Annotated in this window: 21 protein-coding genes; 7 read left to right on the top strand and 14 right to left on the bottom strand. The window is 40.1% G+C overall.

All coding sequences use genetic code 11. The annotated features are described in order from the left end of the window. Positions 1-205 precede the first annotated feature (205 nt). The 11 genes from H5058_RS03590 to H5058_RS03540 form a co-directional block, all read right to left on the bottom strand. Complete coding sequence (locus H5058_RS03590) at positions 206-502, bottom strand: PilZ domain-containing protein (protein ID WP_086998101.1); 297 nt, start codon at positions 500-502, stop codon at positions 206-208. A gap of 8 nt (positions 503-510) precedes the next feature. Then, the gene (locus tag H5058_RS03585) at positions 511-894 is read right to left on the bottom strand and encodes a two-component system response regulator (protein WP_011327831.1); all 384 of its coding nucleotides are present in this window, start codon (positions 892-894) and stop codon (positions 511-513) included. A 76-nt stretch (positions 895-970) separates the two neighbouring features. After that, entirely contained in the window at positions 971-4,858 is a 3,888-nt protein-coding gene (gene hrpA / locus H5058_RS03580; RefSeq protein ID WP_182676876.1) for an ATP-dependent RNA helicase HrpA, read from the bottom strand. 127 nt (positions 4,859-4,985) lie between these two features. After that, positions 4,986-6,020, bottom strand: coding sequence for an isoaspartyl peptidase/L-asparaginase family protein (locus H5058_RS03575; protein ID WP_089368012.1), 1,035 nt, complete (start codon positions 6,018-6,020; stop codon positions 4,986-4,988). A 122-nt stretch (positions 6,021-6,142) separates the two neighbouring features. Beyond that, entirely contained in the window at positions 6,143-6,847 is a 705-nt protein-coding gene (locus H5058_RS03570; protein ID WP_011327828.1) for a SapC family protein, read from the bottom strand. A 341-nt stretch (positions 6,848-7,188) separates the two neighbouring features. Continuing rightward, positions 7,189-7,899 (bottom strand): 6-phosphogluconolactonase, encoded by a 711-nt coding sequence (gene pgl / locus H5058_RS03565; protein ID WP_182676874.1) that lies wholly within the window; start codon positions 7,897-7,899, stop codon positions 7,189-7,191. Then, on the bottom strand, positions 7,899-9,374 hold the full coding sequence (gene zwf, locus H5058_RS03560; protein WP_011327826.1) for a glucose-6-phosphate dehydrogenase: 1,476 nt from the start codon (positions 9,372-9,374) through the stop codon (positions 7,899-7,901). Before zwf ends, pgl begins: the two co-directional genes overlap by 1 nt. Positions 9,375-9,673: 299 nt before the next feature. After that, positions 9,674-11,320: a glucose-6-phosphate isomerase gene (gene pgi, locus H5058_RS03555; protein WP_182676872.1), complete on the bottom strand. Its 1,647-nt coding sequence runs from the start codon at positions 11,318-11,320 to the stop codon at positions 9,674-9,676. A 272-nt stretch (positions 11,321-11,592) separates the two neighbouring features. Further along, the gene (locus H5058_RS03550; RefSeq protein ID WP_182676870.1) at positions 11,593-13,851 is read right to left on the bottom strand and encodes an aminotransferase class V-fold PLP-dependent enzyme; all 2,259 of its coding nucleotides are present in this window, start codon (positions 13,849-13,851) and stop codon (positions 11,593-11,595) included. 133 nt (positions 13,852-13,984) lie between these two features. Then, positions 13,985-15,058 (bottom strand): AI-2E family transporter, encoded by a 1,074-nt coding sequence (locus tag H5058_RS03545; RefSeq protein WP_011327823.1) that lies wholly within the window; start codon positions 15,056-15,058, stop codon positions 13,985-13,987. After that, positions 15,051-15,269, bottom strand: coding sequence for a hypothetical protein (locus H5058_RS03540; protein WP_011327822.1), 219 nt, complete (start codon positions 15,267-15,269; stop codon positions 15,051-15,053). Before H5058_RS03540 ends, H5058_RS03545 begins: the two co-directional genes overlap by 8 nt. A 146-nt stretch (positions 15,270-15,415) precedes the next feature. On the opposite strand from H5058_RS03540, the gene H5058_RS03535 reads away from it, so the two are divergent. Genes H5058_RS03535 through H5058_RS03515 form a run of 5 tightly spaced genes read left to right on the top strand, consistent with a single transcriptional unit; the run spans position 15,416 to position 18,941 of the window. Then, entirely contained in the window at positions 15,416-16,081 is a 666-nt protein-coding gene (locus H5058_RS03535) for a hypothetical protein (RefSeq protein ID WP_089368010.1), read from the top strand. Between the two features lies 1 nt (position 16,082). Continuing rightward, positions 16,083-17,540, top strand: coding sequence for a M48 family metalloprotease (locus H5058_RS03530; RefSeq protein WP_011327820.1), 1,458 nt, complete (start codon positions 16,083-16,085; stop codon positions 17,538-17,540). A gap of 53 nt (positions 17,541-17,593) precedes the next feature. After that, a complete protein-coding gene (gene arsC, locus H5058_RS03525) occupies positions 17,594-17,941 on the top strand; it encodes an arsenate reductase (glutaredoxin) (RefSeq protein ID WP_011327819.1) in 348 nt (115 codons plus the stop codon). Then, the gene (gene wrbA, locus H5058_RS03520) at positions 17,941-18,495 is read left to right on the top strand and encodes an NAD(P)H:quinone oxidoreductase (RefSeq protein ID WP_011327818.1); all 555 of its coding nucleotides are present in this window, start codon (positions 17,941-17,943) and stop codon (positions 18,493-18,495) included. Before arsC ends, wrbA begins: the two co-directional genes overlap by 1 nt. Then, positions 18,492-18,941, top strand: coding sequence for a DUF2069 domain-containing protein (locus H5058_RS03515; RefSeq protein ID WP_011327817.1), 450 nt, complete (start codon positions 18,492-18,494; stop codon positions 18,939-18,941). The genes wrbA and H5058_RS03515 overlap by 4 nt, the downstream gene beginning before the upstream one ends. Before the next feature lie 161 nt (positions 18,942-19,102). On the opposite strand, the gene H5058_RS03510 is transcribed toward H5058_RS03515, so the two are convergent. Both H5058_RS03510 and H5058_RS03505 read right to left on the bottom strand, forming a co-directional pair. Next, positions 19,103-20,440: an ankyrin repeat domain-containing protein gene (locus H5058_RS03510; RefSeq protein ID WP_182676869.1), complete on the bottom strand. Its 1,338-nt coding sequence runs from the start codon at positions 20,438-20,440 to the stop codon at positions 19,103-19,105. A 221-nt stretch (positions 20,441-20,661) separates the two neighbouring features. Then, positions 20,662-21,255, bottom strand: a complete 594-nt coding sequence (locus H5058_RS03505; protein ID WP_058373015.1) for a phospholipid-binding protein MlaC — start codon at positions 21,253-21,255, stop codon at positions 20,662-20,664. 245 nt (positions 21,256-21,500) lie between these two features. Between H5058_RS03505 and H5058_RS03500 the strand changes: the two genes are divergently transcribed. Continuing rightward, positions 21,501-22,028 carry an acyloxyacyl hydrolase gene (locus tag H5058_RS03500; RefSeq protein ID WP_011327814.1) on the top strand — a complete coding sequence of 176 codons (528 nt, stop codon included), beginning with the start codon at positions 21,501-21,503 and terminating at the stop codon, positions 22,026-22,028. Between the two features lie 94 nt (positions 22,029-22,122). After that, positions 22,123-22,269, top strand: coding sequence for a DUF2897 family protein (locus tag H5058_RS03495; RefSeq protein WP_011327813.1), 147 nt, complete (start codon positions 22,123-22,125; stop codon positions 22,267-22,269). Positions 22,270-22,314: 45 nt separating this feature from the next. Here the strand turns inward: H5058_RS03495 and H5058_RS03490 are convergent, their stop codons facing one another. Next, positions 22,315-23,730 carry a YjiH family protein gene (locus H5058_RS03490; RefSeq protein WP_182676867.1) on the bottom strand — a complete coding sequence of 472 codons (1,416 nt, stop codon included), beginning with the start codon at positions 23,728-23,730 and terminating at the stop codon, positions 22,315-22,317. Positions 23,731-23,793 lie beyond the last annotated feature (63 nt).

Genomic DNA, 23,793 nt, shown 5'->3' with positions numbered 1-23,793 from the left:
TGTTGCCTACATGGATGTAGGTAAGGGGCGTGAGCAGGACGCGGAAGCTTTGCTCGGTTTTTACTTAGCCCACTAGGTTACAAACCTCGCGCCGTGATTAAATCGCCCCTAGTTTGAACAAATTTCAATCCGCAAAGGTCAACAGACCCTAGTATTTATACGTAGTTATTACCTATTTATATGGGCAATAACCACGCTACCTAAGCTAATTAAACTGTATTATCTCAAGTCCGGCAGTTATTGTACCGTCATCTTCTTTGCTGGCGCGTATCACCTTAGCCGTTGCGTCTAAAGGCGCAATACTCGGATGAGTTGAGTCTATATGTACCAATAAAATAGTGTTTGGCTCAAGTAACTCATCTAAATGCAACGACAACCCAGTTGCACTCAAATCTACACATTCTGCATTATAATTTAAGCCAGCAATCGGCTCTATTGTGGTTAGCTTTGCTGGTGTATTGATCTGCATACGTCGAAAATTTCGCTTATCATCTGTAAACATAATTTTTCCTATACTATTTTATTAATTTGCTCTAACAACAGTGGTACAGAAAACGGCTTAACAACATAAGCATCACAGCCCGCGTCAAACCCAGCTTGCTTTTCAAGCGGTGACTCCAGCCCTGACACCATAACAATAGGGATGTTTTTTGTCTCAGGTGTATGTTTAAGCATTCTACACGTATCGTAACCATCCAGCCCTGGCATACATACATCAAGTAAAATAATATCGGGCGGATTAGCAATAGCAGAGGCTAAACAGCTTGTTCCAGAATCGGCATAATTAACATCAAACTTTGCGCTAAGTGCTGCTTTGAGTATTTCATAATTAAAATACTCGTCATCTACCACTAGTAGTTGTTGTTGTACTTTATGTTCTATTGATGAGGACATGGCTATGTCGTTTCCTTCTCAAAACAAAAAATAAGTTCTACTATTAAGTACTTAAGCTTAATAGTAGATACACCTTTTACTCTATTTCTTTTATTGCATTTAACACACGTTTTGCCGAAATTGGATACGGAGTACCCAAGGTCTGTGCAAATAAAGACACTCTCAACTCTTGCTGCATCCAAAAGATAGCTTCTACCTCTTTTGGAATTGGCATCCCTTTAGGGGTTTTGTTTGCTTGCTTTTTATACTCTTGAGCCACTTTATCAAGCTCAAGTACACATAATCTATCGCGATTTGGATCTATGGGTAACTTTTCTAAACGTTTTTGAATCGCTTTTAAATAACGGATTAAGTCACTTAGCTTAGTTGCCCCATGTTGGCTTACAAAGCCTTTAAAAACAAGAGACTCTAATTGCGATTTAATATCTCCATGCGCAGTGATCATGGTTAAATCTACCCGTCCTTTCATTTTTTTATGTAAGGCATGGGCTATACTTAACACTTGCTCTACTTGCGTGGCAATTTCAACTACAGCGTCACCAAGCTCACCACGTATATGCTCTTTTACATTTTCAAACGCGTCGCTGGTGCGAATGTCACCGTACTTTAATAATAAGCTATCAACACCGGCGGCAATGCAGTCATCAATTAAATCGGCTATTTTACCAAAAGGATTAAAATACAATCCAAGCTTAGCCTTATTTGGTAAGTTTTGCTGCAAATACTTTATTGGTGAAGGCACATTTAATAATACTAATCGGCGCAGCCCTTGTTGATGGGCAACCTGTGCTTTTACTTCGTTATCGAAAAGCTCAATAGCAGCAGTTGATTTTTTATCCACCAGCGCCGGATACGCTTTAATTTCGTATTGCCCTTGTTTTTTTACATATGAGTTAGGTAGCTCGCCAAAATCCCACTGCGTTAAGTCTGCTTTTTCTATGCCTTTATCGGCTACTTTGGATAATGTTTGCGTTACTTCGCCTTGTAGCTGCGCTTTAAGTTTGGCTAAATCTAGGCCACGCGCGAGTAACTTATCGTTATCGCCACGTACTTCAAACTGCAAACGTAAATGTGCTGCCAAGGCACTTAAATCCCAGGCATCAGGGTCAACTCGCACCCCTGTCATTTTTAATAGTCGATTACTAAGTGCGTCAATTAAACTCCCCTGCAATGGTTCAATAGCCGCCAAAACAGCATCGGCATAGTTAGGCGCAGGTACAAAATTACGGCGCAGTGACTTAGGCAATGATTTAATTAAACCACTTATTAACTCATGTCGAAACGCAGGTATATGCCAGTCAAAGCCGCTTTCTTGCACTTGGTTTAATAGCGCAACCGGTATTTGTACCGCCACACCATCAACCGCTTGACCGGGATCGAAATGATACGCTAAAGGTAAAATCAAATTATCTTGCTGCCAAGTATCTGGGTAGTCAAACTCGGTAATACTGCTTGCACCATGCTGCATTAAGTCATCGCGGCTCATTTGCAAATAGTGTTTATTTTGTTGTTTTTGCGTTTTATACCATTTTAAAAATGCTGCACGATTATTAATTTCTTTTGGAATTTTTTTATCGTAAAACTCAAATAAAGTTTGCTCATCAACTAAAATATCGCGCCTGCGTGACTTGTTTTCAAGCACTTGAATATCTTCAATCAGCTCGCGGTTAAACTCTAAAAAGCTTTCGTTTAACCCCAGTTCTTGCTCAACTAATGCGGTGCGAATAAACAGCTCACGGCTCACTTTAGGATCAATATTGCTATACACGCAGCGGCGCTTATTGACGATTAGCAGGCCATATAAGGTTTGTTGCTCAAAGGCGATTACCGCACCGGGTTTTTTCTCCCAATGTGGCTCTGTATAACTGCGCTTAACCAAATGCTGCGCCAGTGGCTCAACCCAGTTAATGTCTATTTTGGCGTTAGTGCGGGCATATAATTTACTGGTTTCTACCAGCTCTGCCGACATTAGCCATTTTGGGCTCTTTTTAAATAACCCCGACCCCGGAAAAATATGAAACTGGCTATTACGCGCGCCTTTATAAATTTGTTTTTCATCTTTAAAGCCAATATGGCTAAGCATACCGCTCAGTAATGCTTTGTGAACTTGCTCACCGTCGGCAGCATTCGATGTGGCTTTCATACCCATTTCGTTGCATACGGTACTTATTTGATAAACAATATCTTGCCATTCACGAAGGCGCATATAAGCGAGGAAGTCTTTTTGGCAGAGTTTTCTAAACTGGCTATTAGTCAGCTCGCTTTGTTGCTCTTCTAAATAATTCCACAAGTTTAAAAATGCAATAAAGTCTGAATCAGGATCATCAAAACGGCCGTGTTTTTCGTTTGCCGCAGCACGTTTTTCTTGCGGGCGCTCACGGGGGTCTTGAATAGACAGTGCCGCCACTATAATAATTACTTCACGTAGCGCACCGAGCTTATGTGCGGTTAACACCATTTTAGCTAAACGCGGATCGACCGGTAAACGGCTTAATTCTCGCCCTGACTGGGTAAGCGCTGTTTTGTCGTTACGTTTAGTGGGATGTACGGCTTGAAGTTCCTCAAGCAAGGTTAAACCGTCGCTAATATTACGACTATCTGGAGCTTGTACAAATGGAAACTGCGCCATGTCGCCTAAACCCAGCGCTAGCATTTGTAAAATAACCGAGGCTAAGTTAGTACGTAGTATTTCAGGGTCGGTAAACTCAGGGCGCGATAAAAAGTCATCCTCGGCGTATAAACGAATACAAATACCCGCCTCTACGCGGCCACAACGTCCCATTCGCTGATTTGCACTGGCTTGCGATATTGGCTCTATAGGCAGGCGCTGTACCTTGGTGCGGTAACTATAACGGCTAATACGCGCCGTACCCGGATCAATTACATAACGAATCCCCGGTACGGTTAACGATGTTTCGGCCACGTTGGTCGATAAAATAATATGGCGGCGCGAGTGCGGTGCAAATATACGGTTTTGCTCGGCGTTTGATAGTCGCGAATAAAGCGGTAATATATCAGTGTGTTTTAAATTACGTTTACTGAGAGCATCGGCGGTATCGCGTATTTCACGCTCACCATTTAAAAATATTAAAATGTCGCCAGGGCCTTCTGCACACAGTTCATCTACAGCATCAAAAATACCTTGCAGTTGGTCGCCTTCGGCTTCCATATCCTCTTTATTTATCTCAGTAACTGGGTTGTAACGTACATCAACCGGGAAGGTTCGCCCTGATACTTCTATAATTGGCGCATCATCAAAGTGCTTTGAAAAACGCTCTGGATCGATCGTTGCTGAGGTAATTATTATTTTTAAATCGGGGCGCTTAGGGAGTAAATTTTTTAAATAACCTAAAATAAAGTCAATGTTTAAGCTACGTTCGTGCGCTTCATCAATAATAATGGTGTCGTATTGATTTAAAAATCGATCTTGTTGAATTTCGGCAAGTAAAATCCCGTCGGTCATTAGTTTAATATAGGTATTATTCGAGACCTGATCACTAAAGCGTATTTTAAAACCAACTTGTTGGCCAAGTTCACACTGCATTTCTTCTGCAATACGATTAGCCACCGTTCGTGCTGCTAGTCGCCTTGGTTGGGTGTGGCCAATTAAGCCATCAACCCCACGCCCTAGCTCTAAACACATTTTAGGAATTTGCGTGGTTTTACCTGAACCGGTTTCACCTGCAATAATAACCACTTGGTTATTAGCAATGGCGTTTTTAATCACATCCTTTTTTTGACTCACCGGTAATTGCTCTGGGTAAGTCACTTTAGGCAGAGCCGCTAAACGCTGCGCGCGCAGTGCTTGGCTACGGGTAATGTCGGCCGCTATTTTTTCAAGCGCGTTGGCATGCTTATTCTCATCGGTTATTTTTTTTACGCCATGTAAGCGTTTTTTAAAAATGAATTGATCTTTTTTCAAGCACGTCTTTAGCTCGCCAAACAACTGACCTAGGTTTACCACCCGCATACCTTATAAAATTAGTAAAAGAGCCGCAATTGTAGCAAATTAAATGGCTGGGGTTAATCCTACAAAGTGCATAACGCTTAGTAGTTTGTTATATAAGCCACCAGCCAAACAAATAAAGCGCTTATTCGCCTTTAAAAATGCCTACATAAGTGGCTTGGGTATTTGATTTACTGGCTCTGTACATACCTGAGGTATTAAACGGCAAACTAATATTACCTTTAGTATCCACTATAATAACACCGCCCGTACCGCCTATTGGTGCAAGTACCCCATTAATCACTTCGTCCCCTGCTTGCGTTATGGTTTTACCTTGGTATTTAACGCGCGCACAAATATCGCTGGCTACATTGTAACGAATAAAATACTCACCATGGCCGGTAGCCGATACCGCACACGATTCATTTTCCGCAAACGTTCCTGCACCAATTACCGGCGCATCACCAATACGGCCATAGCGTTTGGCGGTCATACCGCCGGTTGATGTACCAGCTGCTAAATTGCCATTTTTATCCAGTGCTACCGCACCAACCGTGCCCATTTTATAGTTATTTGGCAAGGCTTTATGCGCCGCTTGATAATCTTTACTGGTTGCTTTGGCTTTATCTAATTTTTGCTTTGCTTTTAATAATGCTTTATAGCGGTGCTCGGTATCAAATAAGTTATTTTCGATTAAGGGAATACCTTGCTCTTTAGCAAATTCTTCAGCGCCTTGCCCACTGAGCATGACGTGTACTGAATTATCCATAACCAAACGTGCTAAATTAATTGGGCTCTCTACATGCTTAACACCTGCAACTGCGCCCGCCTGACGATTACGACCATCCATAATTGATGCATCGAGCTCATGGCTGCCATCGTAAGTATAAACCGCGCCACGCCCTGCATTAAAATAAGTAGACTGCTCCATCACTTGAATCGCTGCCGTTATGGCATCTAAGCTTTCGCCGCCTTGCTCAAGTACTTTATAACCGGCCTCTACCGCTTGGGTTAATTTAGCACGATAAGCTTGCTCTTCTTTGGGCGTAAATTTACTTTTTTCAATCGTGCCCGCACCGCCATGAATGGCAATAGCAAAAGGTACTTCTGCGCTTAAGGCGTTATTGCTTACGCTAATAAAACTAGTGGCGATAAGCGCCATTAAAAGTGATTTTTTCATAATGAGCTCTTATAAACTTCAGTGAAACCAATGTGGATGGTCGCTAACTATTTATCAAGTAAAGTAAGTTTAAACACATAAAAAAAGCGCCCAAAGGCGCTTTTTTTTGCTGGTTTAAATTATTACGCTTGTTGCGCTTTTAAACGAGCTAAACGTGCTACTTGATGCGTAGACGTTAAAAAAGAATAAATTGGTGCTAAATAACCACGTTTACGTAGCTCTAAAAAGTCAGCATCACTTAATTCATTAAGTTTTTTCTCATCGATAAGGTAAATACCGTTGATGTCTTTTTTCTCGCCTTTAATATCAACTGTTAGCGTTTGCGCTACTAAAAGCTCTTTATCGGCTAAAAACTTCGTAAAAGCATCTGTGATCTGTGAAAACTCAATAAACGATACTAATGCTTCTTTACGACGCTTTAAGTAGTCAGTTTCTTCGCCGTTTTCAAACAACGCATTACCTTCTTCTTCGCCAACTAATGGGCTCGCTTCGTCAATAACAATACCGTATTGATCTTGATCTGGGTGTTTTACTAAACCTAGTGGGTAGCGCGTCGTAGCCATTGGTGCAAATGCTGCCGTCCACTTATCGCCTTCAACAAACAAGTTTTCGCCTGGCTCAAGGCCAAACATAGCAACTGCTTGAAAAGTGCCTGTTTCGTTATTTTTAACGAAAGACATTGGAAATTCATTCGCTATACGCGCAAATTCATGTGCAACTACTGGCACTAAATGTTGCGTTTTCATAAATTCTACATTGATGCCGTTTTTAATTTTAGTATTGGCATGTTTTTCGTTGTGTAAAGGCTGTACTTGTTGCTCCGCCATGTTACTGCTCCGTTTATTTTTAATTTGTATGTTTCTTTGTTAATACCTTTAGGCTAATGCTTTTGAGCAAAAAAAGGAAGGGAAACTTTTATGACAACCGTTTTGATAAAATAAAATTTAAATAAATCTGAACCTTGCCAAAAAACGTACACATAACAAGGGTTAAATCTGCTTAAAAAGCACACACAGCAAGGCTATTTAACATACAGGCTTGTTTTTAATGTTAACCTGTTTTAACAAAATCACGTTACTAACCACGTTATTTTGGATAATAATTACACAAATAAAAAGGCAGCTAGTTATAGCTGCCTTTTTATTTGTTCATTCGCACTCATTTTAAATTACGGCGCCCAATAAACCTCAATATTAATACTTGGGTGATTTAGCACTGCGCGCAGTGGCATGTCGTTTACATCTCCGCCCGCTTTGGCTTGCTTATACACAGCGAGTTTTTCATCACCGCTAATAAGTAGCTTAACCACTTTAGATTGCGCTATCGCGTTTAATGTAAGTGTCATACGCTCAGTTATACTGCCAGTTACATCACTTTCAATGGCATTAATTGCACACACCAGTTGATCCGAGTTTAGGCCTATTTCTAAACCCTCTGCATGTGGGAATAATGACGCAGTATGACCATCTGGCCCCATACCTAAAATAGTCACATCATACGGGCGTTTTAACGCAGCATAAGCAGCTTCACACACTGCAGTGCCTTGCTGCGCTGTCTCGGCGCTATTTTTCATCGTGACAAAGTTAGCCGCAGCACCATAGTTTTGTAATAACGTGCTGTTAATAAATGCTTCGTTACTTTTTTCGTGGCTCGCATCTACCCAACGCTCGTCAACCATAGCAACATCAACATGTTGCCAATTTAAATCAAGGGTTGATAAATGCTTATACGCCGCAGCAGGGGATGAGCCGCCCGATACCATTAATACTGCACGGCCATCATTGCTTATGCCATCACGTAATGATTGTTCAAGTGTTGCTGACAGCTCTGCTGTAAGCGCCTCTTTACTATCAAAAAACTTTTCAATTATTGTTGCCATTATGCTCCCTTATCACCGGTGTTAAACCATACATGGTTGTTCTCTGCTAATAATTCGTCAGCATCTTCTGGGCCCCAGCTACCTGCACGATAAAGCGCCGGTTTGCCTTTTTCTTGCCAGCGGTCGATGATTGGATCAATCCACTTCCATGCTTGGCGTACTTCATCACGATGGATAAATAACGAAGGATTATTAGCGGCTGCATCTAGCATTAAGCGCTTGTAGGCATCTGAGTGAAAACCATTGCTATAGGCTTGTGAAAGCTCAATATTCATCGTTACTGGCTCAAGCTGCATTTCAAGGTTATCTAAGCGTTTAGACATCAATGTTAGCTGAATAGTTTCCTCTGGTTGTAGGCGAATCACCAAGCGGTTTGGCTCTATTTCGCCTACGCTGTCTTCGTATACATTGTGTGATACTTTTTTATATTGCACTACAATTTCAGCACAGCGTTTAGCCATGCGTTTACCAGTGCGCAAATAAAATGGCACACCTGCCCAACGCCAGTTATCAATATGCGCTCGAATACCTACAAAGGTTTCGGTTTTACTTGAACCTTCATTAAGCTCTTCTAAGTAACCTGGTACAATTTTACCGTTTAGATCACCTGGTACATATTGGCCACGAATAATATTTTTATCTACGTCGCTGCCAATAAGTGGACGCAGCGCTTCCAATACTTTGAGCTTTTCGTTGCGAATACTATTGGCATTAAGTTTATGGGGTGATTCCATTGCTACTAAACATAACAGTTGTAACAAGTGGTTTTGAACCATATCACGCAGCGCACCGGCTTTGTCGTAAAAGCCTGCACGGGTTTCAAGGCCCACAGTTTCTGAAATGCTAATTTGAATATTATCGATTGATTTAGCATCCCACATGTTTTCAAACAACGAGTTTGAAAAACGCAGTGCCATTAAGTTTTGAACAGTTTCTTTACCTAAGTAATGATCAATTCGGAAAATTTGCTCTTCGCTAAAATACTCTGCGATTTTTCCATTGATAGCCTCAGCAGATTCACCACAATAACCAATAGGCTTTTCAACCACTACACGTGAAGTAGGCGTTATTAAGTTTTTAACAGATAATATTTCACAGCAAGTGCCGTACACAGCAGGTGGTAGTGATAAATAAAATACGCGAGATTTAGTGCTGTCGTGCTCATCTAAAATACCTTTTAGCACATCCCAGTTATCGTCAGGGGCTGTTACATTGCTAACAACAGGTACTAAAAAAGTAGCAAAGGCTTTCCAATCTTTAGCATTAAACTCATCCTTTGCTAAAAACTCTTTTAAGGCTTTGTGTGCTGTTTCTATGTACTCAGCACGTTGGGTTTCTTCGCGTACCGTTGGCAAAATACGTGAGCCTTCAGGTAAATTACCTTCTTGATATGCTCGATACATTGCAGGTAGTAATTTGCGTAACGCAAGGTCACCACCGCCCCCAAAAATTATAATATCAAAAGGATTAAGCATAGTTACTCTCTACGTTTGTGCTACCTGGCACTACCCGTTAGGTAATCAGATATAGCGGTTTATTGCTTGAATGATGTCGGTTTTTATAAATATATTTGCACAAAAACCTGCTTTGTTATGCTGTGATGATGATGTTTTTTATTTAACCACACTGCTGGCTATTTATTATTAATTTTATCATCTGCGCTTAAAAATGGGCCTTAGGGAACTGTAATTCCTCTCACAAAAATACAGTCCCTAAGTACACCAGCGCTACCCGTTCAAAGGTATTTGGTTGCTTATGTTACTAAGCTAAATTTTTACTGCGTACGATGTTGCTTATAATACGCCATTAAGCCATTAGTTGAACTATCATGAGCATATTTAACGCGCTCATCAACTAACTCGGCTTCTATTTTTGATGCTAATCCTTTACCTAGCTCAACACCCCATTGATCAAATGAGCAAATTTCTAAAATAATGCCTTGGCAAAAAATCTTATGCTCATACAACGCAATTAAGCGCCCTACCGTTTTAGCGTCTACGCTATCTAGTAACATAGAGGTAGTTGGGCGGTTGCCTTGATGAATTTTGTGCTTTAGTAACTCATCTATTTGTGCCTGAGATTTACCCTTAGCGGTTAAATCTGCGGTGATCTCTTGCTCATCTACGCCATTCATTAGTGCTTCTGTTTGCGCAAAAAAGTTCGATAATAAAATATCGTGATGTTTATCAACGTTTACTTGCGGCTTAATTGAGGCAATAAAATCAGCCGGTACAATAACATTACCTTGATGCAAACATTGGTAAAATGCGTGTTGCCCGTTAATCCCGGTCATACCCCAAATAATTGGCACTGTTGTATAAGGCACAGTTTCACCCGCAAAGTTAACATGCTTGCCGTTACTTTCCATTTCACCTTGTTGTAAGTACGCAGGCAGCATGTGCAGCGCTTGGTCATAAGGTAAAATAGCTTGCGAGGTGTAACCTAAAAAGCTGGTATTCCACACACTTAATAATGCCATAATAAGCGGAATATTTTGCTCTAGTGGTGCGTTTTTAAAGTGCTCATCAACTTCGTATGCACCCTCTAAAATTGCTTCAAAAGCGTCATATCCTGCATATAATGCAATCGGTAAACCAATAGCGCTCCATAATGAAAAGCGACCACCAACCCAATCCCACATCGTAAATACGTTGTCGTTACTAATGCCAAACTCGGCTGTTTTTTCTAAATTAGTGCTCACCGCAACAAAATGCTTAGCAATAGCGGCGTTATCTTTAGCTGTTTGTAAAAACCAATCAACCGCTGTTTTAGCGTTGGTCATTGTCTCTGACGTGGTAAACGTTTTTGATGCAATAACAAACAAGGTTGTTTCAGCATCAATATTTTTTAATACCGAGGCAATTTGTACCCCGTCAGCATTCGACACATAATGTACATTTAAGGTATCGTCACTTAATGCTTTTAATGCTTCGGTTGCCATTTGCGGGCCAAGGTTTGAACCACCTACACCTATACTTACTACATCTTTTACTGGCTTACCACTGTAGCCTAACCACTTACCACTGCGTACTTTTTCAACAAACAGTTTAATTTTAGCAAGTTCGTTATCAACCAACTCAGTTACATTTTCACCATCAACAATAAGTGGCGTATGAGCGCGGTTACGTAATGCTGTGTGTAACACTGCTCGGTTTTCGGTGATATTAATTTTTTCACCGTTAAACATTTTTTCACGCCAAGCGCTAATGTCACACTCTTTAGCTAATGCAATTAACTGCGTAAAAACATCTTTATCAACACGTTGTTTTGAGTAATCAAATAATAATCCAGGGATTTGCGTAGAAAACTGAGAAAAACGCGCGTCATCTTTAGCAAATAAATCCCTAAGATGGCTTTGTTTCATCTTGGTTGCACTTTTTTCAAGCGCTTGCCAACTTGCTAATTGCGAACGGTTAGTCATGTAAACATCCCCTAAAATATTAATCTATTGATTTAAATGTATTTATTATATAAAACTTAGTTAATTAACATATATAGCAAAGTTAAAAATGAGCTGTTTTTATATTTTATGCTGTGAATGATAACGTAATTTTTTGCTTTTGACACCGGTATCATAAAATTAATATATTAATTTAACAACCCATTCAGAGGCGACTCAGTTAGCTTAATTTGGCAAATAAATAAAAAGGCCGACAAATGCCGGCCTTAATTATATTTATTTGCTAACTAATTTTAACTTCCCAGTGCCAAACCGCCATTTAAATTATAAACCGAGGTATAACCTAGCTCAATTAAATTAGCTGCTGCCAACTTTGAGCGGTTACCACTGCGGCACACTAAAATATATTGATTATTTTTATCTAGCTGCTGCTCTACTATTGCGTTTGCCATACGACTAAGCGGAATATTTAAGGTTTTAGCTGTAGCAACATTTAACAGCGATGAAATATTATTAGCGCCATGCTCATAGGGTTCGCGCGTATCAATTAAATATACATTGCCGTGGCTGAGCATTTCTTTTGCCTGTGAATAACTCAATTGCTGTGTATTTGTATCTGGTTGCGCATTTACATAACCACAAAGCTGGTTGTTATTATCTGTTTGTTTTTGCTCATCGTGCTGCTGCTTTTTAGCAGCAAATTCATCTTTCGTTATTTGCTTAGATAATAATGCGCTCAATAAAGGAGTTTGCTGTTGTTGCACCGCCCAGTTCATAGCAAAACACTGTTGGTAATCGTGTCCTGAGCAAATAACCGCCTCTGGGGTTAACTGCTGCGCTAATAATATTAACGAGTCAGCCATTTGCTCTGCACTACCACCAAGCAAATGAGTATTACCCAGCCCCGCTGGTAAAATGAGATCACCACAAAAACAATAGCGAACCTCACCCGAGGCTTCTTTTAATAAGTAACTCACACTGTCTTGGCTATGCCCAGGTGTGGCAAGTTTTTCTAGGCGTTGCCCATTTAAATTAATCACCGTTTGGTTAACTGGCCAACCCAATTGATCAACTTCTCCTGCTACTAAACGTGCTGCTAACACACTGCGTAATAGGGTAATTGCACTATTACGCTCTTGGTGAGCATGGGTGTCTAAAATAGCGGCTATGGTTAAATTTTGCGTATTGGCTATTTTTTCAAAGCGCGGTATTAACTCTATAATAGGGTCGATGATCACCGCTTGGTTGTTGCTATTAACATATAACCAGCTGCACGCGCCTTGGTGCCTAAATTGGGTTAAGCCTAGTGCACATAATTCCTGCGTAGGTGTAGCGCTGTCAGATACTACCAGGCAATTTGCTTGTAATACTTGTTTAAGGGCGCGAATTCGCTCACAGGCATGGTCAATATCTTGTTGCGTGGCGGCAGGTCCAAACGATAAACGTATGGCGTTTTCACTTTGCCACTGGCTTGCACCCATTGCATCTAGTACAAAACTTTGTGAAGCACCAGTACTACACGCAGAGCCGCCGCTCACGCGTATGCCGGCAGCATCAAATAAATCAATAACTTCTTTACTGGTTAAGTCGTTAACCGCAAAATTAAGCGTGGTGGGCACTGAGTATGCAAAATCATGGTTAAAGGTAATGGCACCAAATGTATCGCTTATTGCATTGTGTAATTGGCTGCGATATTGCGCAAGCACAGCACTTGATTTAAACGTGCCATCGGTTTTATCTAATAACAAACTAAATAACTTATTAAGTCCTGCAATACCAGGGAGATTTTCAGTACCTGAGCGCATACCACTTTCTTGCCCGCCACCGGCTATAAATGCCGTATAAGCACTGCCTTGACGAATATATAATAAGCCAATGCCTTTGGGAGCGTAGAGTTTATGGCCCGAAAACGGTGCGTAATCTATTGTTGTTTCGCTCAACATAAGCTGCTGCTTACCTAATGCTTGAACGCAATCGACCATCCAAGACACGCTGCTATTGCGATTACGAATAACCTGCTCTATTGCCGCTAGATCTTGGTATACACCGGTTTCATTATTAACCGCCATAGTGCAAATCATCAGCGCATCATCAATATGCTGAGCAATAAAATCTAAGTCTAAAATACCGTTACTATCAACCGGAATAGCAAGTACTTGAGCGTTAATCTCTAGCACTTGATTCCAATGTTTTAGGGTATTTGGTACTGCTTTGTGCTCTGTAGCGCCATAAAGTAACACCGGATTTTTTTTATTATGGGTTTTAGCATTTATCAGCGTAGACACTACAGCCGTTTGAATACCTTCGGTTGCCCCTGAGGTAAATAAAATATCACCATTATTAGCGCCAATTACCGCGCGTGCTTTTTGTCGAGTTTGCTCCAATAAGTGCTTAGCTTGAATACCCGTTATGTGTGGGCTAGAAGGATTACCAAAACAGGTTTGCATTGCATGGCACACCACATCAACTATGCATGGCAACACAGGGGTCGTTGCATTTGCATCAAGGTAAACTTGTTTTACTGGCTCATCGGGTAATAAATACTCAGACATTAAAAAACGCACCTTATTACTAATAAATATATCTTATACCAATATTACATAGTTTTGGCTGCAATAGATAATAATCAATTAGTTTTAAAGATACGTTTTCTATGCTTTTTTATACTTAAAGCGGTGTTAACTTTTAGCTCAGCTCTTTAATGATTTCTTCTTGAGTAGATGACCACGCATTGATCAGCGCTTTGACTAATGACGCCAGTGGAATGGCAAAAAATACGCCCCAAAAACCCCACAAGCCACCAAAAAACAATACCGCTACAATAATAAATACCGGATTTAAATCAACCGCTTCAGAGAACAATAAAGGCACTAGTACATTGCCATCAAGCGCTTGAATAATACCGTAAATAATTAAAATGGTCCAAAATTGGGTTTCAATTCCAAACTGAAACAACGCCACTGCCGCCACCGGAATGGTTACCAATGCCGCACCCACAAAAGGGATCAACACCGAAAAGCCCACTAATACTCCCAATAACGCAGCATAGCGTAAATCAAGTACCGTAAAGGCAATAAACGACACCGAGCCAACAATCAGTATTTCAAACACTTTACCGCGAATGTAGTTCATTATTTGCTGATTCATTTCATTCCACACCTGCATTATTAAGCGTCGTTGTTGCGGAATAAGTTTAGCAATACTGTGGCTAAGCTCTAGTTTGTCTTTAAGCATAAAAAACACTAACAAGGGCACTAAAATTAAGTAAATTAACCACGCAACCGCATCTTTTAAAGACGTGAGCGACACCGACAGCACTACTTGACCAAATTCAATTACTTTAGTCTCTACTGTTAATACAATTGTTTGTACTTGTTCTGCAGTAATTAAACTAGGGTACTGCGCAGGCAAGGCCAATAAAAACGATTTTCCTTGCTCTACCATATGCGGTGTTTCTTGAAATAAATTACTGGTTTGCTGCCACAGCACAGGGCCAATAACTAAAATAAGTGTCAGCATAATACCTGTAAATATAAGCATAACAATTACTGTAGCGGTAAAACGCCTTAACCCAAAACGCTCTAAGTGCAGTACCGGCCAATCGAGTAAATAGGCAATAATAAGTGCCACCAATACCGGCACTATCAAAGATCCAATAAAATATAATAAGGCTACTAACGCCAATAATAAAAATAATAAAGTAACTGAATGAGGATCAGAAAACTTTTTTTCGTACCACGCTTTTATATATTCAAACACGTAATGGCTCCACTAATAACATTCCTTGGCGCTTATTTAAGGTATAACAATATGCATGCTTTTGTAAAAATCGTTCAATGTCGTTTATATTTTCTGCATTATTAAAACTAAAAGTAATACTTTGTTGTAACGACACGGCTTTACGCAGCCCAAGTTTAAATTGAATAAACTGCTGTGGGCATTTATAAGCTGATAAATTTTGCTCTAGCATACTCGTTTCACCTTGAGTTCACATCAATAATAAGTCCCATAGTCACCACCTAAAAATGTATTAAGTGTGAACATGCATAACTTTTCCTTAAAACAACCTCGGCAATAGTTTATCCTTAGGGCATAATTAGCAGTAAGGATAGGTTAATGCCTGGCACGCATAATAAAGCGCAATTACCCAGTAATCCAACACTCAAAGAGATTAATTGGTATAAAAAACAAATAAATTGGGGCGAATTACCACCTTTTTATCACCTTGTTGCCTCATCGGTCAGCGAAGCTGAAGGTATTTTAGAACATGGGTTTGATAATGCAGTAAAAAGCCTTTTAGACAAACGTAATTGGAACCTTGATCTACTTGACGGCTACGAAACCGAGCTAGGCGAAATTCAATGTAATAAAAAGCCACGCATTGCACTGCATCAAGTATTTACCGATCGTGGTTTTGAGCTTTGGGCTCAACCGTACGCTAAAGATGTTATTATTGATCAATACGTTAAAAATAATCGTTTTATGGAATTTAAAGTATGGGATCCACTTTCCATGAAGTGCTTAATTAGAATAAATCAATTACATACATTTATTGGCTTTTATTTTGAACGTGGAGACAAAGCCGATAAAGCTATTATTTTACACGCACACAAGGTAGTGCATAAAATTATTACTTTTTTACAAATACAATTGAACGTAGTAAAGCTAGATGGGGTCACAATAAAAGCGCTTTATCAATTATGTGAAAAAGACAGCCGTGCATGCAGTGACGAAATAAACATTGCCAAAATTGCTCTTGGTGAACCAATTAACAGGGAATAAAATGCAGCTAAAATCAGCCTTTATCACTTTATGTAGTGCCGCGCTTACATTTAGCCTATTAGTAAGTGAGCCTTTAAAGGCGCAAACAAACTTTAAATTGCCAGATTTAGGTACCTCAGCCTTACAAGTGCTGCCGCTCGAAAAAGAACAAGCGATTGGCGAAGTAATGATGATGCAAATTAGAGGCTCGTCGCCAATAATTAACGACCCTGTGCTTGATGAGTACTTAACCACAGTGGGCCGTAAACTTGTGGCTAGCGCCAATGATGTGCGGTTTCCGTTTTCATTTTTTTGGTTAAATAACTCTGAAATAAACGCCTTTGCATTTTATGGCGGCCATGTTGGCGTACACACCGGATTAATTGCGCAAGCTGATGATGAAAGTCAATTTGCATCGGTACTTGGCCATGAAATTGCCCACGTTACCCAGCGCCATTTAGCACGGCGCCTACAGCAGCAACAAGACAACAGCGCAATGACTATAGCCGGAATGATTGCCGGTATTTTAGCCGCTGTCGTCGTGCCCGATGCTGGTATTGCTATTATTTCAGCAAGCCAAACACAATCGGCATTTAGCCAACTAACGCATAGCCGCTCAGCAGAGCAAGAAGCCGACCGTATTGGTATGCAAACGCTTAATAATGCAGGCTTTGATCCGCGTGCATCAAGTGAATTTTTAACTAAACTCGCTGCGCAAATTCGTTATAAATATAAGCCACCTGCGTTTTTACTTACTCACCCGCTTCCTGAGAGCCGTGTGTCTGATGTAAGATTGCGTGCGCAGCAATACCCTAAACGCCAAGTAAACCCGAGCCTTGAGTTTAACTTAGCAAAGAGTCGCGTGCTGGCAAGATACGACAATAAACCAGAAGCAGCAGAATCGCTGTTTAGAAAATTAATTCGCGAAAATAGCTACAATAATGCCGCCCTAAAATATGGCTTAGGCATTAGTTTGCTGGATCAAAAAAAGCTTGATGAAGCGCAGCCTATTTTAGATGAACTACTAAAAAGCGATCCTAAAAACTTATTTTATATAGATACCTATACCGATTTATTAATAGCGCAAAAAAAGGCCGCTGAAGCCGTTACCTATTTAGCAGAATTAAACAATTACCGCCCTAACAATCAGGTAATTACGCTAAACTATGCCAACGCAGCCCTAGAAGCAAAGCAATACGAGCTTGCCGAAAACATCTTAAAAAGCTTTTTACTAGAAAAACCAGATCACAGCTTAGGTAAGCAACTATTAACCGACGCCTATAAAAAGCAAGAAAAACTCGCCGCCTATCACGAAGCCAATGCCGATGTATTATCGCAATACGGCGCTTATTTAAAAGCTGCCGACGAAATACAAAAAGCACTCAACTTTATTGAGCCAAACGAGCTAGTTAAACAACAAAGGTTAAAAGCGCTACTTACACAATACCGACTTTTACAAAAAGAGCTTGCTAGGCTTTAAGTCTACAAGCGCTTGGCCTAAAATGGCCGCAACTCATTTATTGGAAGCATTTTATGTCTGTAACTATTTATCATAATCCGCGCTGCTCTAAATCGCGCGAGACCCTAGCTTTATTACAAAGCAAAGCTATTGAGCCAAGTATAGTTGAATACTTAAATACGCCTTTAAGTAGCGAGCAGCTAACTACATTAGTTAAGCAGCTGGGTTTTACATCTGCACGCGAGTTAATGCGCACCAAAGAAGACATTTACAAAACGCTAAACTTAAAAGATGAAACCAGTGAAGCTGCACTTATTAATGCTATGGTACAAAATCCAAAACTAATTGAGCGCCCTATTGTGGTTAACAATGATAAAGCTGCTGTTGGTCGCCCTCCAGAAAACGTATTAAGCGTTTTATAATGAGCACGACCATAGTGGTACTTTACCATTCAAGCCATGGCTCAGTTGAAGCTATGGCCCATGAAATTGCCGAGTCTATAGAGCAACAAGGGGCCAGCGCTTTGCTGCGCACTTTTGTTGCTAAAAACCCACACGACATTATTATCACTAAAGACGATTTAATAAACTGTGATGGCCTTGCCTTTGGCACACCTACTCGCTTTGGTATGATGGCCTCTCAAGCAAAAATGTTTTGGGAAACCACCAGCGAATTATGGTTAAAAGGGCAATTAATTGACAAGCCAGCCTGTGTTTTTTCGTCGTCAAGCAGTATGCATGGCGGCAACGAAGCCACATTACTGAACTTATCGCTACCGTTACTGCACCATGGCATGATGTTACTCGGTGTACCTTACGATGTACCCGAATTGCTGGCAACACAAACCGGTGGCACGCCCTATGGTGCAACACATGTTGCTGGTAGTAGTAATAGTACTGAATTAAGTAAAGACGAAATTAAAATATGCCAAAGTGTTGGCAAACGCCTCACTCAAATTGCGAGAAAACTTCAATGAAAACAGCTGAAATTCCAGCTAAAAAGCCAATTACTATTAAATTTCAACGTACCGCGATTTTTGGTTATGTCGGTTTATTAATTTTAATGCCGTTATGGATGTTTGTATTTGCACCGAGAGAAGGCCACAGCAATGGCTTTATTTTTGCCGTGTACATACTGCCATTATTATTTCCTCTTAAAGGCATAATTCAAGACAAAGCGTATACGTATGCATGGGCAAACTTTATTGTTATGCTTTACTTTATTCATGGCCTTACATTGCTTTGGGTAGCGCAAGATGAGCTGGTATGGGTATTGTTAGAGCTACTATTTGCCTCTGCTATGTTTATTGGCTGTACCTACTATGCTAGGCATCGTGGGCAAGAACTTGGCTTAAAAATTCGTAAATTAAAAGACGATCTCGCCGAAGAAAAAGCAGCGCACGAGCACGAAAAAACAGATTAAATTATAATTTAAACACAAAAAACGCGCTAATTAGCGCGTTTTTTATTTATGCATCGTTATCGCCTATTTATGGGGAACAGCCACACTACATAGGCTCTGCCTTGCCTAACGGCCAAACACATTGCTGCAAATTTAACCTCGAAAGATAAACTTGTAAATATTTAAACTAAAGAACTTAATGCGGCAAGGGTTACAATAGCGGCTAAACCTAACTGCCCTACTAGGCTAACTAAAGAAAAGCCTCTTAATACAAATAATCCCCACGGGTGTTTAATGTGCGGGTACAGCGCGCAGCGCTTTAAAGTAGCCGCAAAAAAGAAACACACCGCCGCAATCATAGTTAGAGTTAATGTTAATTCGCTTTTTATGGTTATTGTTTCATCAAAAAAGAAAAACAATTGCACCGGCAATAATAAAGTAACCAGAGCATGCAGCGCATGCACTTTTTTAATGCGATCAAACTGCCCTTCAGGCGACAACTCTTTAATACCAAAGTCGCGCTCAAGGCACTTTACTAAGTTACTCGCTTTTATACTCACTGCTAAGCGATAACAGCTAAGCCCTTCGTTATTACGCACTCTAAAGTCATACCCCGCCTTTAGCAGCAATACCATAAGCGATTCGTTTTTAGAGAGCACAGCATAATGCAAGGCAGTATTCCCCTTATCATCAACTGCTTTTTTATCTTGTTGGCTCAGCAGGGTTTCAACTACATTTACGTAGCCTTTTTCAGCAGCCCACATAAAGGCCGTTTTATTGTGCTCATCGGCAAGCGTACCTGTTGCGCCTTGCTCAATAAAGCGCATGGCCATCATTTGCTTAGCGGTTTTTTTATTTAAATGAGCAAGCAAAGCTTTTTCAAGTAGTACCACAGAATCTACATCCGGCGATACTTGAGTGAGTAAAGTAAAGTAGTCTTTGCCTTTAGCCACTTTTTCACTTGCCAGTTCAGTTAAATGCTCAAGATCGGCAATTGAACCTGGAATATAAGCACTCAAACGTTCTCTAAAATCAACTTCTTGCCACAGAGCTAGCGTGTCAACCGCCGATAATTTACTGCGATTATTTAACGCATGCTCAATTAAAGTAAAGTAGCGTTTAGAAAAAAATAAACTAAATAACGACTGCGGTGTATCAATCTCATTTTGCGCTGATACATTCGCGTATTTTTCGAGCCGTTGGCAAAGCATAAGTACTAAGCTTTCGGGGGTATATTCGTTATCAAAATAATGTTCTTTTACCGCGCTTATATACGTTTGTGCACTTTCATCATACTCGCAAATATGCTGAAAATAACACTCTTCAAAAGGCTCTAGCGGAGTAAACCACGCTAAATAAAATATGGGCGGTAAAACAGTAGTACATACACCATCATCTTCATGGGTAGAACGACAGGCAGGCCAAGCTTCTAAAGCATCTAAAATAAAGGCACCATTTTGTTCTACAAGTCCTTTGATAAGTAATGGGTATTCCTTTGGCCAAATCAGTACATTTTCCATTAAAACAACACAACTCCAGTGTAGCTTGGGACAGTGGTCAGTTATAGCAGCTTTTAGCTGACACCACGCTTAATCGACGAGCCGATATTCTAGCACACCTTGATCACCACGCTAGCGCAAAGTAACGCAATACTTATAAAATAAAAAAGCAGCCAACTACATAACTAGTTGGCTGCTTATTTGGTTGGAGCTGGACTTAATCAGGGTCACATAATCTACTATTAGTTGCTTTTTAATTCGCTAATAACGCTCTCTATACCTACATCAGAAATACGTTGTATAATTTCTTTTTGCTTGGCGCTGAGCAATGAAATGCCTTCTGCAACTATATCGTATACTTTCCATTGTTCATCTTTCCCTAAGCGCAATTTAAAATGTAAATTTATAGTAGGCGCATTTGCTTCTATTATCTGGGTTTTAACCGTTGCGTACTGTGAGTCGCTCAATGCGTTATCTTGCTCAAAAACGACTTTTTGCCCTGTGTACTTCATTAATGCGCCGGCATAAGTACCTGTTAAATAATGATCTACTGCACCAATAAAATTAACTGCTTGCTCGCGCTCAATGCCCTTTATATGTTTGCCTAATAATTTAAATGCTACAAATTTTATATCAATATGCGGCATTAAGCGCTGCTCAACAATGTTAAACATGTCTTCTTTACTTGCATCGCCTTTGGCATTAACTTGGGCTATATCGGCAAATAAAGTATCGGCTACGCTTTTAAGGAGTTGTTGTGGAGATTGTTGCGTTTGAGCAAAAAGTGAGCCGCTAAAGAATACAGCTACAACGAGAAACAGTTTTAAAAACTTCATAATAAATTATTGTCTGTGTGATTAAGATGACGCTAATTTACGCGATAATTACACCTTTAAATAGACTTAAATAAGCAACTTATTAATGCCCATTTAGCACCAATAAAACAAAGTAAATAAATTCAATTAGTTAATCAACCTCGGTTAACACCCTATATACAAGCGTATTTTTGTCCCATTGAAAACACCCATGTTGCGCCCTTACTATTTAGTCACTATTTAACTCAGGCACAGCACTGACACCTATGAAAACGTCATTTTTATCATTATTTATATTTGTTTTATTATTCACGAGTCAACATGCATTCGCACAATCGCAGCACGGCTACGCAATTGATCTGCTCAAGGGAGAAGGTGGCGTAAATGGCTTTAAACTAGCCCATCAATATTATCCTACAGGGTTGCAGTCTTTACTTGGCGATACGCGCTTTTATTTCGAAACCAGTGTAAACCTTTGGCAATATAACCATGGCGATAAAACACAGTCTAATGTAGTGCTTGCCATGTCGCCTGTGCTGTTGTTCCCAGCATTTAGCATTAACAATACCCCCATATATGTAGAAGCGGGTATTGGTATTTCATTGGTTGATGAAACCTATTTTGCGGGTAAAAACATTAGCACTCACTATCAGTTTGAAGACAGAATTGGCTTAGTTGCTGATTTTGGCGAAACCAACGTGGCGCTAAGAATTATTCATTACTCTAATGCGGGCTTTAAAGATCCTAACCCCGGGCTAAATTTTTTAACTCTATCGGTAGCAAAACGCTTTTAAATACTGCATTAGCACCATTTTTTAAGTCACTTTATTGCTGTTTTAAACTAAAGCGCTCACACTTATACTTTGCTTATAATTAACGGACGTTGCTATGCAAACTTGGCACATGGTTGTTATTGTTATCATTGTATTTGCTATTATTATTGGTAATCTTGCACTGCTAAAGCACTCGGCAAATTTACCCTTTAAAAAAACAAAGCCCGATAAAACTAACTCTACAGATACAAAAAAGCCCTGAATATCAGGGCTTTTTACTGCTTAATTTTTATAACCAACTAACCAACTAACCAACTAACCAGTGCGCCATTAAGGCAATAACTGGTAAAGTGATTAAGGTTCTAAGAATAAAAATAATAAACAATTCAAAAATATTAACCGGTATTTTACTGCCTAGTAAAAGTGCACCCACTTCCGACATATAAATAAGTTGCGTTACACTCATTGCCGCAATAATAAAACGGGTTACGTCGCTCTCAATTGTGCCCGCTGCTAATATTGAAGGAATAAACATATCAGCAAAACCAACCATAATCGTTTGTGAAGCAAGTTCAGCTTCAGGTATTCGTAGCAGCTCTAAAAATGGAATAAACGGCATACCTAAATACTGAAAAACAGGGGTATATGTGGCAATGATTAACGCAAATGTACCTACCGCCATTACGACAGGTAATACAGCAAACACCATATCAAATGCATTGTGTAAGCCTTCTTTTAACGTGCCTTTAAACCCTGGCGATCTATGCGCTTTAGCTAACGCAACATCTAAAGAATGCCCAAACAAGGTTTTACCACTTGGTACAGACTCAGCATGCTCATCGCGTTTACTGCCATCTATAAAGCTATCTTTTTTGAAGCGTAACGGCGGTAAGCGCGGCACAATAATCGCAGCAACCACACCGGCTAAACACACAGTTAAATAAAACGGTGCAAAGTGACTCTCTAAGCCCACTTGTTCAATAACCACTAAGCTAAAGGTAATCGAAACTGCCGAAAACGTAGTACCAATTATGGCCGCTTCACGCTCAGTGTAATGTTTTTCTTCGTACTGACGCGCAGTCATTAAAATACCTACGCTGCCATCACCTAACCACGACGCCGCACAGTCAACAGCACTGCGCCCCGGCACACCAAATAACGGACGCATAAGTTTAGTAAACAAGGTGCCCACTAGCTCTAACAAACCAAAATTTAATAACAGCGGCAGTAATAACCCCGCTAAAACAAATACCGAAAACAAAATAGGCAATAAATCGTTTAAAACCAAGCCGCCCGTATCTGCCGAGGTAATAGCATTAAATACCGGTAATAAAAACGCAGGAAGCGCCGAGCTCACGTCTGCGCCGGTTTGACTAATAAAGGTCAAAACAATAAACAGCATACCCAGTAAGCGAATACCTAGCCAAATCCAGTTAACATCAAATAAGTGTTTTAGTATAAAAGACTTTTTAATAAAGCTAGGCTTAACAACTTTAGCTAATAGCGAAAGCACACCCGTTACACAAATAATGAATGTAAGCAGCTCAATCATAACAGAGCTAATTCCCTCTTTAATTGCTTTAGCCATTAATGCAATGGGAATGGTCATACCATCAGCAATAGGGATTGGTGTCATAAATAAAAACAAACCAATTAGCGAAGGAACTAAAAAGGTAAGCCAAGTGCGCATATTATATTGCGACGAAGTGGGTAACTGAGACATATTTTTAACCTATAAAAACCACAAAAAGAGCAAAGTGCTCTTTTTGTGGTAAAAACTTATTAT

It is taken from the genome of Pseudoalteromonas sp. SR45-4 (assembly GCF_014163535.1).
Classification (GTDB): Bacteria; Pseudomonadota; Gammaproteobacteria; order Enterobacterales; family Alteromonadaceae; genus Pseudoalteromonas; species Pseudoalteromonas nigrifaciens.
The sequence above is the reverse complement of the archived record's forward strand: the minus strand, read 5'-3'. Positions and strand labels throughout refer to the sequence as shown.